The 16,690-nt window shown below is 42.2% G+C and carries 12 protein-coding genes; 8 read left to right on the forward strand and 4 right to left on the reverse strand.

Annotated features, from left to right (window positions below; genetic code table 11):
• Positions 1–17 precede the first annotated feature (17 nt).
• Positions 18–701: an iron-sulfur cluster biosynthesis transcriptional regulator SufR gene (gene sufR, locus V7L07_RS01075; RefSeq protein ID WP_335054254.1), complete on the reverse strand. Its 684-nt coding sequence runs from the start codon at positions 699–701 to the stop codon at positions 18–20.
• A gap of 403 nt (positions 702–1,104) precedes the next feature.
• On the opposite strand from sufR, the gene sufB reads away from it, so the two are divergent.
• The 5 genes from sufB (at position 1,105) to V7L07_RS01100 (ending at position 6,920) form a co-directional block, all read left to right on the forward strand.
• The gene (gene sufB, locus V7L07_RS01080; protein ID WP_292853504.1) at positions 1,105–2,544 is read left to right on the forward strand and encodes a Fe-S cluster assembly protein SufB; all 1,440 of its coding nucleotides are present in this window, start codon (positions 1,105–1,107) and stop codon (positions 2,542–2,544) included.
• Positions 2,545–2,644: 100 nt separating this feature from the next.
• A complete protein-coding gene (gene sufC / locus V7L07_RS01085; RefSeq protein WP_335054257.1) occupies positions 2,645–3,433 on the forward strand; it encodes a Fe-S cluster assembly ATPase SufC in 789 nt (262 codons plus the stop codon).
• Entirely contained in the window at positions 3,433–4,803 is a 1,371-nt protein-coding gene (gene sufD, locus V7L07_RS01090; RefSeq protein WP_335054259.1) for a Fe-S cluster assembly protein SufD, read from the forward strand. The genes sufC and sufD overlap by 1 nt, the downstream gene beginning before the upstream one ends.
• A 79-nt stretch (positions 4,804–4,882) precedes the next feature.
• Positions 4,883–6,145 carry a cysteine desulfurase gene (locus V7L07_RS01095; RefSeq protein ID WP_335054423.1) on the forward strand — a complete coding sequence of 421 codons (1,263 nt, stop codon included), beginning with the start codon at positions 4,883–4,885 and terminating at the stop codon, positions 6,143–6,145.
• Between the two features lie 91 nt (positions 6,146–6,236).
• Positions 6,237–6,920, forward strand: a complete 684-nt coding sequence (locus V7L07_RS01100; protein WP_335054261.1) for an ATP-dependent Zn protease — start codon at positions 6,237–6,239, stop codon at positions 6,918–6,920.
• A gap of 326 nt (positions 6,921–7,246) precedes the next feature.
• Here V7L07_RS01100 and V7L07_RS01105 read toward each other — a convergent pair whose 3' ends face one another.
• Entirely contained in the window at positions 7,247–8,470 is a 1,224-nt protein-coding gene (locus V7L07_RS01105; protein ID WP_335054263.1) for a glycoside hydrolase family 10 protein, read from the reverse strand.
• A gap of 366 nt (positions 8,471–8,836) precedes the next feature.
• Between V7L07_RS01105 and bchI the strand changes: the two genes are divergently transcribed.
• Together bchI and V7L07_RS01115 are read left to right on the forward strand one after the other, a co-directional pair.
• On the forward strand, positions 8,837–9,961 hold the full coding sequence (gene bchI, locus V7L07_RS01110; RefSeq protein WP_335054265.1) for a magnesium chelatase ATPase subunit I: 1,125 nt from the start codon (positions 8,837–8,839) through the stop codon (positions 9,959–9,961).
• Between the two features lie 276 nt (positions 9,962–10,237).
• On the forward strand, positions 10,238–10,534 hold the full coding sequence (locus tag V7L07_RS01115; RefSeq protein WP_334696389.1) for a hypothetical protein: 297 nt from the start codon (positions 10,238–10,240) through the stop codon (positions 10,532–10,534).
• A gap of 171 nt (positions 10,535–10,705) precedes the next feature.
• Here the strand turns inward: V7L07_RS01115 and V7L07_RS01120 are convergent, their stop codons facing one another.
• On the reverse strand, positions 10,706–11,800 hold the full coding sequence (locus V7L07_RS01120; RefSeq protein WP_335054267.1) for a nucleotidyltransferase domain-containing protein: 1,095 nt from the start codon (positions 11,798–11,800) through the stop codon (positions 10,706–10,708).
• Between the two features lie 854 nt (positions 11,801–12,654).
• Between V7L07_RS01120 and fusA the strand changes: the two genes are divergently transcribed.
• Positions 12,655–14,721 carry an elongation factor G gene (gene fusA, locus V7L07_RS01125; protein ID WP_335054269.1) on the forward strand — a complete coding sequence of 689 codons (2,067 nt, stop codon included), beginning with the start codon at positions 12,655–12,657 and terminating at the stop codon, positions 14,719–14,721.
• 157 nt (positions 14,722–14,878) lie between these two features.
• Here the strand turns inward: fusA and V7L07_RS01130 are convergent, their stop codons facing one another.
• Positions 14,879–16,318 carry a hypothetical protein gene (locus V7L07_RS01130; protein WP_335054271.1) on the reverse strand — a complete coding sequence of 480 codons (1,440 nt, stop codon included), beginning with the start codon at positions 16,316–16,318 and terminating at the stop codon, positions 14,879–14,881.
• Between the last annotated feature and the right edge of the window lie 372 nt (positions 16,319–16,690).

The following is a 16,690-nucleotide window of genomic DNA, read 5'->3' on the forward strand; positions in this document are numbered from 1 at the left end:
GGACTAATGACTAATGACTAATGACGAACTTGTACCAAATAGCCACAACGATGTTCGCCATCGATAATCCAGTGGGTGCGTTCTACGGTACAATCAGGTAATACAGCCGCAAACATTTCTAATTCGTGACCACAAATGCTGGGGAAAGATTCGGCAACGTTAGAAATGGCGCAGTTATGTTCTATAAAAATAAAGCGATCGCACTCAAAGCTGTCATTCACATCAACGGGGTGATATTCTGCCATGAAGCCTTCCGCTTTTCTCAACTCTACTAAGTTGGCTACCCGTTCTCGCAGTGAACCGCTACCTACCTGATCGCGATACTCTAGAGCTTTGCGTTGCCACTGTTTCTCTAAAATCGATTTAAATTGATCGTGTCCTACCGTTTCGGCTAAGGTGTCTAGCAGCGAAACCGCAAAATTGCCGTGTCCATCACCAAAGCGATCGCTCATTGTGCGATGCAAGCGATCACGTCCTTGACGACTCAGTTGATAAACGTGCTGTGGCCGCCCCATTCCCGCCGCCTGTACCGATGTCGCATACAAAACTAGCTCTTCCGTCTCCAAATCCTTGAGATGGCGACGAATCGCTTGGGGGGTAACGTCTAAAACTTCAGCTAGCTCCAAAGCCGTTGCTTTTTCGTGTTTGTGCAGATACTCTAGGATATCTTGCTTGGTTGAGGACTGGTGAGTAGTCGCCATCTTCATTTGGTGCGAGACGTTCAGCGAACGTCCCAAAAATTTCTTTGAAAATTTGACCGTGCCGATTTTGGATTTTGAATTTTTTTGGATTAAAAAAGTTTTTTGGTATATGCCCCACTACGCGATCGTCAATCTAAAATCCTTGAGCCAAGTACCCTTGTGGTCTCTTTGAATCCAAAGTTGCAAATCTAAAATCCAAAATTGTTTGACTTTGACAACATTGTTGTTGTTAATTTAGCGTAAAATGAAGATACATTAAACAACATAGCTGTTGTTTTGCTCTCCACCACTATTCTAGCAGCCGTGTAACCATTCCGTAATGCGATATGGGGAATCGGCTAAAGAAAAGTCCGACTCCCATCCTTATAGAGATTCAAGTTCAGAACACGAGAGATTATTACTGATGAGTGCCACTGTCAAAACCTTAGTCAACCAACCTTACAAGTACGGCTTTGTCACCGACATTGAGTCCGACACCATACCGCGTGGACTAGACGAGGACGTTATCCGCTTGATCTCCTCTAAGAAGAACGAGCCGCAGTTCATGCTGGACTTTCGCCTCAGGGCTTATCGCCAGTGGCAAAAAATGACGGAACCAACTTGGCCGAATGTCAAGTATCCGCCAATAAATTATCAGGATATCATTTATTACTCAGCGCCGAAACGCAAGAAAGAAAAACTAAACAGTCTGGATGAAGTTGATCCAACTCTTTTAGAAACCTTTGAAAAGTTAGGCATTTCCCTATCTGAACAGAAGCGACTGGCAAATGTCGCTGTCGATGCGATTTTCGATAGCGTCTCTGTCGCTACGACATTTAAAGAAAAGTTAGCGGAAGATGGCGTTATTTTCTGTTCATTTTCGGAAGCGTTGCAGGAACACCCAGAATTAATCAAAAAATACCTGGGTAGCGTTGTTCCTATCGCTGACAACTATTTTGCCGCCTTGAACGCCGCCGTATTTAGCGATGGTTCTTTTGTCTATATTCCTAAGGGCGTAAAATGCCCAATGGAACTATCTACCTACTTCCGCATCAACTCTGGTGACACGGGACAATTTGAGCGGACTTTGATTGTCGCCGAAGAAGGTAGTTATGTTTCTTACCTGGAAGGTTGCACTGCACCGATGTATGACAGCAACCAGTTGCACGCTGCTGTGGTGGAACTCGTCGCCCTCGATAATGCTGAAATTAAATACTCCACCGTCCAAAACTGGTACGCTGGAGATGCTAACGGTAAAGGCGGTATTTACAACTTTGTCACCAAGCGCGGTTTGTGTCAGGGCGTAAATTCCAAGATTTCCTGGACTCAAGTAGAAACAGGTTCGGCAATTACTTGGAAATATCCTAGCTGTGTTTTGGTGGGTGATAACTCTGTGGGTGAGTTCTACTCGGTGGCGCTGACAAATCACATGCAGCAAGCTGATACGGGTAGTAAGATGATTCACGTTGGTAAGAATACCCGCAGCACAATTATTTCTAAAGGAATCTCGGCAGGTAAATCTAGTAATAGCTATCGGGGTTTGGTGAAAATAAATCCGACGGCAAAAGGGGCGAGAAATTATTCTCAGTGTGACTCAATGTTGATTGGGGATAATGCCCATGCTAATACTTTCCCTTATATTCAGGTACAAAATAACGGTGCGAAGGTGGAGCATGAAGCTTCTACTTCTAAGATTGGGGAAGATCAGTTATTTTACTTCGCTCAACGGGGTATTTCTTCTGAAGATGCTATTTCGATGATGATTAGCGGCTTTTGTAAGGATGTTTTTAATCAGCTACCGATGGAGTTTGCTGTGGAAGCTGATAAGTTGTTGAGTTTGAAGTTGGAAGGCAGTGTTGGATAAGTGGAAGCAAGGATAAACACAGATATATTTGCGTTCTGTGTTTATCTGGAAGAATAACGAACCGCAGAGGCGCAGAGAGCGCAGAGAGGGAAGAGAGAAGATGATTATTGAAAATAGTGAAGTTGTGCTGTCGGTACGGAATCTGACGGCTAATGTTGATGGGACACCGATTCTGAAGGGTGTGAATCTGGAGGTGCGATCGGGTGAAATTCATGCGATCATGGGGCCGAATGGTTCTGGTAAGAGTACTTTTTCTAAGGTGTTGGCTGGGCATCCGGCGTATGAGGTGACTGGCGGTGAGGTGATTTTTCAGGGACAGAATTTGCTGGAGTTGGAACCGGAGGAACGGGCGAGAAGTGGTGTATTTTTGGCGTTCCAGTATCCGTTAGAAATTCCGGGTGTGAGCAATTTGGATTTCTTGCGGGTGGCGTACAATTCTCGGCGCAAGGCGCAAGGTTTAGAGGAAATAGACGCTTTTGATTTTGACGATTTGATTGAGGAAAAGCTGGATGTGGTGAAGATGAATCCCAGTTTTCTCAGTCGCAGTTTGAATGAAGGGTTTTCTGGTGGTGAGAAAAAGCGGAATGAAATTCTGCAAATGGCTTTGCTAGAACCAAAGTTGGGAATTTTGGATGAAACTGATTCGGGTTTGGATATTGACGCGCTCAGAATTGTGGCCAATGGCGTAAATCAACTGGCAAGTCCAGAAAATGCCACAATTTTGATTACTCACTACCAACGGTTACTTGATTATATTGTGCCTGATTTTGTGCATGTGATGGCACTAGGGCGAATTATTACCAGTGGTGGTAAGGAACTGGCGCTGGAATTAGAGTCTCGCGGTTATGACTGGGTGCTGGAAGAGTTTGCAGCTGAGGTGGGTGTATAATGAGTATTCAAGTATCTCCTAGTCCAATACCTAACTCGAATTTAGTCAATTTGACATCGACTCTGTTAGATAAAGATGTCTATCTAACTGAATTGTTAAATCAGGTAACTGCATCCAAAACAGAGGGATGGTTACAGGAATTACGTGAAGGTGCTGCTAGTTGGGTACGCCACTCGACTATTCCCACCACTCGCGAGGAAGAATGGCGATTTACTGATTTGTCGTCTCTGCGAAAGCTGCAATTTAATGTAAAGACGGGAAATTTTGCGTCTCTAGAATTTGATATTTTGCCAGAAGCAGCTAATAGTCGTTTGGTATTTGTTAATGGCGTTTATGCGCCGGAGTTATCAGCAGTTTCAGATTTACCATCTGGTATTGTGGTGAGTAATTTGGCTGGCTTACCTGTGGATGAGCAGGAGGGTATACGGCAGTATTTAGCTCAAGCTGAGGGAGCGCAGGAAGTTTTTACGGCTCTCAATACGGCTGGAATAACTGATGCTGCTGTGGTGTGGGTGAAGAAGAATGTGGTAGTTGAGACACCAATTCATTTGGTATTTATTTCAGGTGAGACGCTGACGATTTCGCAGCCGCGTTGTTTGGTGGTGGCGGAAAGTGGTTCACAGGTGACGTTGGTTGAGGATTATACGAACCGCAGAGGCGCAGAGAGCGCAGAGGAAGAAGTTTACTTAACTAACGCGGTTACGGAAATTTGGGTTGGTGACAATGCCCAAGTGAGTCACACTAGGGTTGAGCGTGAAGGTGCAGAGGCTTTTCATATTGGGAAGACTGCGATCGCACAATCTCGTGATAGTCGATATACAAGTCACGCCATAACTTTAGGTGCAAAGTTGTCGCGGCACAACTTAGAAATTTTGCAAACTGGTGAGCAGACTGAAACTACTCTCAACGGTTTGACGATAATTTCTGGTAAGCAGTTGGCGGATACTCATAGTGCGATCGCACTCAATTATCCTCACAGTACGAGTAAGCAACTACATAAGTGTATTGTAGGCGATCGCGCTCACGCAGTCTTCAATGGTAAAGTTTTAGTTCCCAAGCGAGCGCAGTTGACAGATGCAACCCAGTTGAATCGGAATTTGCTGCTATCATCTAAAGCCAGAGTTGATACTAAACCCCAATTAGAAATTACTGCCGATAATGTCAAATGCGCTCACGGTGCTACCGTCAGCCAATTGGAAGATGACGAAATATTCTATCTGCAAAGCCGGGGAATTGATGAAAATGATGCTCGAAAGTTGTTAATCAACGCCTTCGCTGCCGAAATCATCAACCAAATACCAGTTCCTTCTCTGCGAGAAATCCTTTTAAACACAGTCAATAATCTTAAGTCCATATCGCTTGACTCTTGACCAAATTTTAGATTTTAGATGAAACTTTCCAATCTAAAATCCAAAATCCAAAATCCAAAATTGTTTGACTAATCTACCAATGACTTTCACCACTACCAAAACCCTTGCTGATAAAGTTCGCGCTGACTTCCCAATTTTGCATCAGGAAGTTAACGATAAACCTCTGGTTTATCTCGATAATGCTGCGACATCGCAAAAGCCTTTGTTCGTCTTAAATACCCTACGGGATTATTATGAGCAATATAATTCTAATGTGCATCGCGGTGCCCATACTCTGAGTGCTAGAGCTACCGATGCTTACGAAGGTGCTAGAGATAAAGTTGCCAAATTTATTAATGCTGCATCGCGTCAGGAAATTGTCTATACCCGTAACGCAACTGAGGCGATTAACTTAGTAGCTTACAGTTGGGGAATGAACAATTTGCAGCCTGGGGATGAAATTATTCTGTCGGTGATGGAACACCACAGTAATATTGTACCTTGGCAATTCGTGGCGCAAAAAACAGGTGCAGTCCTGAAATTTGTAAAACTGACACCAGAAGAAACTTTTGATTTGGAGCAGTTTAAAAAACTGATTTCAAACAAAACTAAATTAGTATCAGTGGTGCATATTTCTAATGCTTTGGGTTGTATTAATCCAGTGCAAGAAATTGGTGCGATCGCTCACGAATACGGTGCTAAATTCTTAGTCGATGGTTGTCAAAGTGTTCCTCATTTCCCCATAGATGTACAGCAAATAGATTGTGATTGGTTGGTAGCTTCCGGTCATAAAATGTGCGCCCCAACTGGGATAGGATTTCTGTATGGCAAGTTGGAATTGTTAGAATCTATGCCGCCATTTTTTGGTGGTGGTGAGATGATTGCAGAGGTATATTTAGACCATTCCACTTATGCAGAATTACCGCATAAATTTGAAGCTGGTACACCTGCAATTGGAGAAGCGATCGCACTTGGGGCTGCGATAGATTATCTTAGCAGTATCGGCATGGATAAAATCCACGCCTACGAAGCAGAATTAACGGCTTATTTGTTCCAACAATTAGAGCAAATTCCCCAAATTAGAATTTACGGCCCCAAACCAAATGTGAAAGGCGAGGGTAGAGCCGCTCTTGCATCCTTCACCGCCGGAGAAGTTCACGCCAACGACTTATCTACATTATTAGATCAAGAAGGCATTGCCATCCGTTCTGGACACCACTGTACTCAACCATTACACCGTTACTTAGGTCTTGCTGCAACCGCACGAGCGAGTCTATCTTTCTACAACACCCGCGAGGAAATTGATATTTTCATTAAAGCACTGAAAGAAACTCTGGACTTTTTTGCAGGTTTCCTGGCTTAATAGTTACAGAATATTCAGACACCGATTGTGTCAAATATCAGCAACATATCTTGCTAGTAATTGGCACAATTTAATTATCAGAAAAGTTTCAATGAGCCAGACTAGCCTAAATTTAGTTGCAATATCTATCTTTCTGATGACCCTATCGGTATTGCTGGGGCCATTCTTAAACTTATCACCGGCAGTACCGGCACTTGCTACCTTCACTATCTTAGGCATAGCGACATTAGATAGTTTCAGCTTGCAAGGCAAGGGTGGTACTATTTTTTTAGATTGGATTGCTGGTTTTTCAAAAGAACATCGCGATCGCATCGTCCACCATGAAGCAGGGCATTTTTTGGTTGCTTACCTATTGGATATTCCCGTTACTGGGTACACACTCAGCGCTTGGGAAGCTTGGAAACAGGGTCAACCTGGGCAAGGCGGCGTTAGCTTTGATGATGGCGAATTAGCATCTCAACTAGAAATAGGTAAAATCAGTGCCCAAATGTTAGACCGCTACTGCACTGTTTGGATGGCGGGTATTGCTGCTGAAACCCTAGTTTTTAATAATGCTGAGGGTGGAAGTGATGATAAAAGCAAGCTGATAGGAGTCTTGACAATTTTGGGCTTTTCTGAATCAGCTTATCAGCAGAAACTACGGTTTCATGCCCTCCAGGCAAAAACCCTACTCCAAGAAAATTGGTCTAGTTATGAGGCTTTAGTTAATGCCATGCGACAAGGCACTTCGGTAGAAAGTTGTCAGGCTGAGTTAAGAGTAGGGAGTAGGGAGTAGGGAGTTATTCCAATACTGCTCGGTTAAGCATTTTTAACTCGGAATTTGGTTTTGGGAAAAGGTTAAAGGTTAAAGGTTTTTTCTTTCCCCTTTCCCTTTCCCCCTTAACCGACAAGTATTGGGAGTTATTCAATATTGTTCGGTTAAGGCAAGAGACGCGATAAATCGCCATCAAGAGGAAAGACTGACTATTGTAGAGACGGCGATTTATCGCGTCTTTGTGATGATTTATCTCGTATTTGCGATCTATAATTTTCATCAAAAAACCTTAACCGAACCGTATTAAGAGTTATTACCATCTGTTGAACTCACGTTCAACAGAAAAGTTATTCAACTCTGGCGCGGAGTGCGGGAGATGGAAAAAGATTTTCAAATCCAGCTTGTCGCTCTTCTAAAGATTCTTGGCCATCGTTCCAAAGACTTTCATAATAAAAGAAGGTTACGCCTAAACCGCGTTCTTGGGCAGCCCGCACCTGAGACTTAATTTGCTGCATGGGAACTGGGTTATTTCTTAACCCTGTCATAATGCCAATTCCAGTTGGAATTATTTGTTGCGCTTCTTGAATTTCTGGGCGGGAAATATTGGCTATAAAACTTTGCAGATTCGGACGATAAACTTGCACAATTAACTCATCTACAATATTTTGCCGCATCCAAGTCAGCCAGTCTTGCAGTTGAAACTTGTAAGCAAAATCATAGTAATTGGGAGAAATTGAGAAAATCGCTTGCGGTTTTCTCTGCTTTACAGCTTGGTTAAGTTGTACCATGAACGCCGTAATTTTATCTGCTCGCCACTTTACCCAGCTCTCATCTTGAGGATTACTGGGGGGAGCATTATTAGTTTCTTGGGTGTACAAGGCAACTGTATATTTATCGTAGCCAAATTCGTAGGGCAAACTTGTATGATCGTCAAACTGAATGCCATCGGCATCATATTGGGTGATAGTTTCTAGCACGAGATTGGTAAGGAACTGTTGCACTTGTGGATGAAACGGATTCAGCCACATTACCTCACCTGCCGCACTGATTGAAGTTTGGCTACCATCTCGCTTTTGTGTGAACCAATCGGGATAATTTAGTGCCAGTTCTGAGGTTGGGGGAGCCATGAAACCAAATTCAAACCAGGGAATTACTAGCAATCCTTGGCGATGGGCTTGAGTAATGAGGTCTGCAAGAATATCATGTCCATCTGAACCCCTATAGACAAAAGGTTGAATACCTGCACGTTGCGCTAGGGCACTGGGATACATTACATAGCCAGAGTTCCATACCACAGGATAGATTGTATTGAAATTTAGCCGCCGCAGTTGACTCACGGCATCATGTACTTTATCGCGACTTTTGAGAGTGTCAAAATCATTGTTGGTCATCCAAACCCCGCGAATTTCCTGACGGGGTATCTGTGCGATGGCAGGAGTGAAACTGTCTACTAACAATACCGTAACAAAGGATATTAAAATGAGAAAGGGAAAAAGATATTTGAGCGATGTCTGACGACAAACTGCTAGGCATCTACGCCGCCAATTTTGAATACTAAAAGATGATTTCATAGATTTGAATGATGCATTAACTACCCACACACGCCATTACTCGTTTTTATAAATGAATCTACTAAGCATATATAGTTTACACAGTATTTATGCTTACTACAGGATTGATAAGTTGGTAGTTTTTTGTTCCCTGCTTATGGAACTTTTGCACCAGAATAACCAAGGCAGAACTATAAGGTGCTTGACGTATTTAGTAATCATTAGTGCCCAGTAAATGAAAAGAGGTAGAGGGGCAGGGAGCAGGGTGCAGAGGGGAAAGAGGTAATTTTATTCTCTCCCTCATCTCCCTGATCTTCACATTCCCCCACGTCCCACCTGTGTCACAATAAAGAATTGTAATAAGAAAAATATTGTTAAGGTAATTTAGTGAGTCCAACTGCTCAATCCACGGCAAATGCGCGTCGCGTAGTATTTCCTTTTACGGCAATAGTGGGCCAGGAAGAAATGAAACTGGCGCTGCTATTGAACGTGATTGACCCCAAAATTGGGGGTGTAATGATTATGGGCGATCGCGGCACCGGAAAATCCACAACTATCCGGGCGCTGGCGGATCTGCTGCCAGAAATTTCTGTGGTTGCCAATGACCCCTTTAGTAGCGATCCTAGCGACCCCGACTTGATGAGCGATGAAGTCCGCCAACTGTTAGAACAAGGGGCAGAAATTCCCGTAGCTCACAAGAAAGTCCAAATGGTAGACCTGCCGCTAGGAGCTACAGAAGACCGAGTTTGTGGCACAATCGACATCGAGAAAGCTTTATCTGAAGGTGTCAAAGCCTTTGAACCGGGACTACTGGCAAAGGCTAACCGAGGCATTCTCTATGTAGATGAAGTCAACTTACTAGATGACCACCTTGTAGACGTGTTACTCGACTCCGCTGCCAGTGGATGGAACACTGTAGAACGAGAAGGCATTTCTATCCGTCACCCGGCGCGTTTCGTGCTTGTGGGTTCTGGAAACCCCGAAGAAGGCGAACTACGCCCCCAACTGCTAGATCGCTTTGGGATGCACGCTGAAATTCACACGGTCAAAGAACCAACCTTGCGGGTGCAAATCGTAGAACAACGAGCAGATTTTGACCAAAATCCGCCAGTATTTCTCGAAAACTACAAACCCCAGCAAGAAGCATTACAACAGCAAATTGTCAATGCTCAACAGCTTTTACCAGAAGTGAAAATTGACTACGATTTGCGGGTGAAAATTTCTGAAGTCTGCTCAGAACTGGATGTAGATGGTTTACGGGGTGACATTGTTAGTAACCGCGCCGCCAAAGCCTTAACAGCTTATGAAGGACGCACTGAAGTTACAGTTGATGATATCCATCGCGTAATTACGCTATGCTTGCGTCACAGACTGCGGAAAGACCCCTTAGAATCGATTGATTCTGGCTACAAAGTCGCCAAAGTTTTTAGCCGCGTCTTTGGCGTCGAACTACCAGAAAGTGACACGGTACAAAAAAACGGCACAGGTCAAAAGTTAGGGGCTAGGGGTTAAAAGTTAGGAGTGAGGAGTTAGAAGTTAGGAGTGAGGAGTTAGAAGTTAAGAGTTTTGAATAGAAAGCTGCTTCATAACTCACAACTTTAATTCCTCACTCAGCACTGAGTATATAACTCACAACTTTAATTCCTCACTCAGCACTCAGAACTGGCTATATAACTCCTAACTCAGCACTCACCACTGAGTATATAACTCACAACTTTAATTCCTCACTCAGAACTGGGTATATAACTCCTAACTCCTAACTCAGCACTCAGCACTCAGCACTAAAATATGAGATTTTGGTCTTTTTGGTTCAACAGCTTTGTTTTATCTAGCCAATACAACCCGCCCAGGTTTGTAGAATTATTGATGCTCTTATTAGCGATCGCCATGTTGGCAATAGCCAGTATTTTACCCGATATACCCTATTTAATCTTAGGCTTGAGCTTAGTAGTTGGAGCATCTGTTTCTATCTTAGTGCGGGAAGCGATCGCCCCCTCACCACAGACGCGAATTACCCAACTAACAGCATCTCTATTACTCATCATCAGCCTCTATGGCTTTGCTGATTTAATGTACACTCTTTAAAATGAGTCATTTGTCCTTTGTTAGTTATAAGCCAATACGGTTCAGTTAAGGTTTAATTGGTGTAGGTAATTGGTATTTGAAGACGCGATAAATCGCGTCTCTACATGAGGATTTTGTTGCTAATTCTGAACTGTGTTGAGTTATAAGCACCAATAGACCAATGACCAATGACTAATGACTCCATTTTTGCATTTCCACCAACTCCATACACAACTCATTAATTTTCTCTAAATCAGATTTATGAGGTAGAGCAGATTGTTCGCAAACAACTTCCATTTCGGCGACCAAATCTTCTGCCATTTTCATCACCTGCTCATAAGAATACTCACCCTTTAAAATAGCTTTTAAATCTTCAACATCACCAGCTATTCTCCTATCTACAACCACTTCACCTCGGCGCAATATTTCTACTCCACTGCGTAACAATCTAATGCAGTGCATCCCATGTTTGAGGTCAAAACCCGACTTTCTTTCCATTTCTGCCCTAGCCGGATTTCTATTCTCTTGCCAAGATAAGTAAGCCTTCCATTCTCTTAAAGCTATTTGATAGCTTTGGCTTTTCTGAAGCAGACGGATAAAATCTTTACGGCTATTGGTTAACTTTTGGGTATATTCTAAAGTTTCATCGGGTAAAGTATATTGTTTTAGCACTCCTTTAAAATCAATATCTGCTGTCAACAATTGATATAATTGTTCCGCCTCCTCTAGAAATTCAATCCGTCCTCTGATTAAGTTATAAAGATACTCCAGAAAAGCATTTAGCTCATCTTTACTGAGGGGTGCTTCGTCTTCTATAGCAAAGTCTGATGGTACTGGCTTTTTTTGCGGTGGCTTTAACAACCATTTACGATGAGTTTCCATCTTTTTAATTTGGGCAAAGGCATAACCAGTGTAAGTATGTTTTACCTTTTTGCTCAAAAATAGCTGTTTATGATCGATTAAATGCTGTCCGACTACGCTTAAAAAAGGATAATTATTTAACCAGAGTAATTCTAAAACATTGGGATTAGCGCCCGCTAATAACTGGAGGATTTTTCTTAATTCATATATAACCGTGTCTTTGTTACCATCGACGAATGGAAATATTCCTGGTTCATCCCAACCAGCATCTTTTTGTTCTATGTGGTCAAATCCCAAGTAGTACCTTTTGGGTGCGATAAATACTCCCCTATAATCAAAATCTGAATCAGGACGATTTAAACCATAGCCGTGGCTACCAGCCAAACCAATTAAAATAGTTCTTTGCTCAACTTCTATTCTTTTCATCTACGTAGGTGAGTAAAATTTATAGCTGTATTATCACGTAATACTTTGGGTGACCCGCAGGGTACGTAACTAAGTAGAGTGTACCCCTACGGGGATCTTGCTTGCTACGCGTAGCGTCTCCAAGAGTTGCAATCGCAAGATTTTCAGCGCTTTTACTTTTCGTTACATAGTTAGGTTTAAAGCCTACGCTTAAACCCAGATGAATAAATTGTTTCAGATTTCTGTGTACACCGTAGGGTGGTTTGGGGGAGAGGTTAGGGACTTCCAAATAAAAAAAGGGAAAAGGATTAAAGGGGAAAGGGATGAGCAGGTCGCCCACAAGGGGCGAGGGTTTTACCTTCCTCATAAAATTTGGATTATTTCGCTTGACTTCGGGCGAGGTTTTTACCTTTCCCCCTTCCCCTTCTTCATAAAAAAATATTCAATTAACTCTTGTGGGGTGGGCATAGGTGTCAAGTTAAGCTCAAACTTCCTATGTCAATAAGCATTTATGCTGATAAATTCGGTTTGAAAGGGACAAAAAACGAACTTTTTCAGGGACTATTAATGCTTTGTTTATTAGCATCACTCCCATCTAGCGTATAAAAGTCAGAAAAAAGTTCACCTTTTCTACATTGGGTAAATAATTAAAATGCTGTTGAAAGGCTGCACACAAAAAAGAGTCGGGAGCTACCAATATCAATTTCAAGCTTTCATTTCCTCCGCTTGAATACCTATTTTAAACGTCAGCTAGGGCAAAAATCAACGGTTTTTCTGTATTATCAGTCTTGTCTTTTAATTGTACTACATGTATAATACAAAATATGTCACCACTCAGTTGGTGACTGTTTGTCGCTTGAACAAAAGGAAATTTTATGATTCCCCGAACACGCATCCGAAATATTGGTATCTCTGCCCACATCGACTCTGGTAAAACTACGCTGTCAGAGCGAATTCTCTTCTACACGGGCAGAATCCACGCTATCGAGGAAGTGCGGGGAGGCGGGAAGGGTGCAACGATGGATTTTATGCCAGAAGAAAAGCTGCATGGTATAACCATCACTTCTGCTGCTACCACCTGCCAGTGGCACGATACTCAAATTAATCTGATTGATACACCTGGACACGTAGATTTCACAATTGAAGTAGAACGCGCCCTGCGGGTATTGGATGGGGCAGTGATGGTGCTGTGTGCTGTGGCGGGTGTGCAGTCCCAGTCAATTACGGTGGATCGGCAAATGAAGCGCTACCGTGTGCCGCGTTTGGCGTTCATCAATAAAATGGATCGGACGGGGGCAGATCCATTTCGTGTAGTACAGGGAATACGCGATCGCTTGCAACTAAATGCGGTATTACTCCAGTATCCTATCGGCAGTGAAGACCAATTCCAGGGAGTAATTGACCTGGTGGAAATGACCGCCGACTACTTTGAGGGCGAAAATGGGGAAAACTTGGTGAAAAAGGCAATTCCCGAACCTCTTAGGGATGAGGCGCAACAGGCACGCGATAAGCTACTAGATGCTTTGTCACTGTTCTCAGAATCGATGACCGAGATGTTGTTGGCAGGTGAGGAGATTCCCAAAGAATTAATTTGGCAAACCATTCGACAGGCAACCTTGAGCCTCGAATTCACACCTGTATTGCTGGGTTCGGCATTCAAAAATAAAGGAGTGCAAAACTTATTGGATGCAGTTGCGCTCTATCTACCATCTCCTGTGGATAGAGAAGTCAAGGGACTAGGGACTGGAGATTGGGGACTGGGAACTAGGACAAGCAATTCCCAATCCCCAGTACCCAGTACCCAATCCCTAATCACTCTCTCCCCTGACCCCGATGCTTCCTTGGTGGCATTGGCATTTAAACTCACCGTTGAATCCTTTGGACAGTTGACCTATACCCGGATTTACTCTGGGACACTCAAACCCGGCGATACCGTCTACAACTCGCGGACTGAACAGCGAGTGCAAATCGGTCGCTTGGTGAGAATGCACGCCAATAAGCGAGAAGAGCTAAAAGTTGCCGTGGCTGGGGATATTGTGGCTCTGTTGGGTGTGGATTGTGCTTCTGGTGATACATTCTGTTCTGAGGAACCACTGGTATCTCTAGAGAAGATGTTTGTACCGGAACCAGTAATTACGCTGGCAATTACGCCCAAGAAACAGGAAGATAGCGATCGCCTTTCCAAGGCACTCAATCGCTTTCAAAGGGAAGATCCCACCTTTCGGTTAAGCATCGATCCCGAATCGGGAGCAACTCTGATTTCTGGGATGGGCGAACTCCACTTAGAAATCTACCTCGAACGCATCCAACGGGAATATAATGCCGAGGTTTTCATTGGTACTCCTGCGGTGGCGTACCGCGAAACCATTGGACAACAAGCTACCTTTGACTACCGATTTAAGAAACAGTCAGGCGGCCCTGGTCAATATGCCCATATTACTGGGTGGATTGAACCTACAGATGAGTCGTTTGTCTTTGAGAATCGGGTGGTTGGGGGTGCGATTCCCAAAGAATATATCCCGGCGTGTGAGAAGGGTTTCCGTGAGGCGATGCAATCAGGAAAGCTGCAAGGCTATCCGGTAACTGGGGTGAAAGTCGTTTTGGATGGTGGTTCATATCACCCAATTGACTCTTCAGAATTGGCTTTCCGATCAGCATCCCATCAAGCAATTGAAGGTGCGATCGCTAAAGCAAAACCCTACATCCTCGAACCCATTATGCTTGTAGAGGTGGAAACACCTAACGAGTTTATGGGAAGGGTTCAAGGTGACTTATCGTCCCGTCGCGGTTTGTTGTTGGGTTCCGAGACAATGCAGGGATACACGGTGATTCGATCAGAAGTGCCGCTAGCGCGAATGTTTGGGTATTCTACAGAATTGCGATCGCTTACTTCTGGTATGGCTACTTTTTCAATGGAGTTTGCCTGCTATCGCCAGTCTTGAATCCACATTAGCAATTAGCATCGCTCCAGGTTGTCTTTTATAATCAGACAACCTGGAGCTTAATTCAGTCACCTAATTGATTCTGACCGAAAACGAAAAGGATACAAGCCCCTAAATTTATTTAATCTATCTGTCGCAATTATTTTTCAAATTGGGATTAGCGATCGCCTTTGCTAGAGTTTAAATCATCTGCAATATTTAGCAAATCATTACCATCTACTTTATTTGGCAGTTTATTTGAAGCAACTGCACTATTAGCTGCTTTTATTGGCAACGTATTTAAACTATCTACATCGCTTAATAATTCCTGAGTAACTGGTTTATATTCAGGGTTATCTCGGTTAGCACCTGCTATTTCTTCTGCTTTACCTATGAAATCTTTCGCAAGTCTTTCACTAAAACCAACAACGAATGCTATTACAAAAATTAAAGACCTTTGTTGGTCTTGAGATGATTCTTGATTAGTAGTTGGATTGAGCTTAAAGACACTTGGATTAATAAACATTAAGATTATTCCAGAGTTAATTAAGGCTAAAAATAAAACAGAAAATGCTCCTCCAATCATTGGTTTAAAAGCACCAACAAGAAATGGAGTTAGTGGATCAGAATATTTCTTTTTCTGAAATTCTTCAATCCTGATTAAAATACTGATAATACTACCTAATGTTCCTGCCGAAATAGCTAAACTTAGTTGGAGAAGAAATTCATTATACTTCTCGTTTGCAGCTTGCCTTTTGCTATATTGTGCATTTAATTCAGCAAGATTACTATTTAGTGTTGTTAGTTCTGTACTCTTAAATTCTGCATTTTTTTGCGATATTATACTTAACTCTTTAATTTCTTCTTTACTTTGCTTCAATTTATTCATATCATTTGCAGAAGTCGGATTTGTGCTTTCTGGCTGACTTTTTTGTTCAGCATTATTTTGAATTTGCTCTACTCGGTTATCTGTATATTTTTGAATTTCTTTTATTTCATTTTGTAATACTTTCCTATTGATATTATAATTATTGTTATTATAATAATTAACAAGTTCTGAAAAAATCCAAAGTCCGGCGATAGAAGAAGAAGTAATTCCTCCATAGATGAAAACGGCACTTATAAGTCCAAAAATTACTTTAGTCGTCGTTGATGGTGAACGGTGGACTGATAGAAATGGGTTAATAATAAATCCTGTCAAGGGATGTTCATATTTGCAAACGATTTGTTCAACGTCAAATCTAATAGCTTGAGCAATATTTATATTCGATGATGATTCGCGCAGAGCTTCTATGGCAAATATTAAAGCTTTAGATAGTTCAGTCAGTTCTCTTTGAGTTTTATCCCTATTGTCGGGTATAAATAGCCTCGGTATTCTATCCCACCAAATATTCTGTGGTGCGTTTCTATTGATGAGTTTTTGCAGTCGATTAAACAAGATAATTATTTGAGATATTTCTTTTCCTGCTGCGATTAATCCTTCTTGTTTAAGAGGATCTGTAAAACTATTTAAATTATTCTTGTAAAAATCTTTGATCAGTGCTTGAATTAGTGTCCTACTTGCACTTAAATTCCAATCATCATCAGTTACATCAGTTATATTTTGATTAGAAACCATTTTACCTCCAATTATTTGCTAAAGTTGGGTTCTAGACTGGCTTTTATCTTAAGTTGATATTTATTGTCAATGATTGCTTTTTAAAATATCCTCTTTAACTTTTAACAACAAAATTTCAAATTTTAAATCTAAACTTCAGCGAGAAACTTACTTCAATGCTGTTCGGTTAAGATAAGAGACGCGATGAATCGCCGTCTTTACAATAATCAGTCTTTCGTCTTGATGACGATTTATCGTATCTTTGCGATCTATAATTCTCATCAAAAAACTTTAATCGAACCGTATTGAAACCTACTTTAGTTTTCTCACTGTCAAGCTGAGGTTATTGTATTATATAGAACGAGTTAATGTACTACAAGTTAAAAAAGCTAA

Origin of the sequence: Nostoc sp. (genome assembly GCF_036916985.1) — a bacterium.
Lineage (GTDB): Bacteria > Cyanobacteriota > Cyanobacteriia > Cyanobacteriales > Nostocaceae > Nostoc.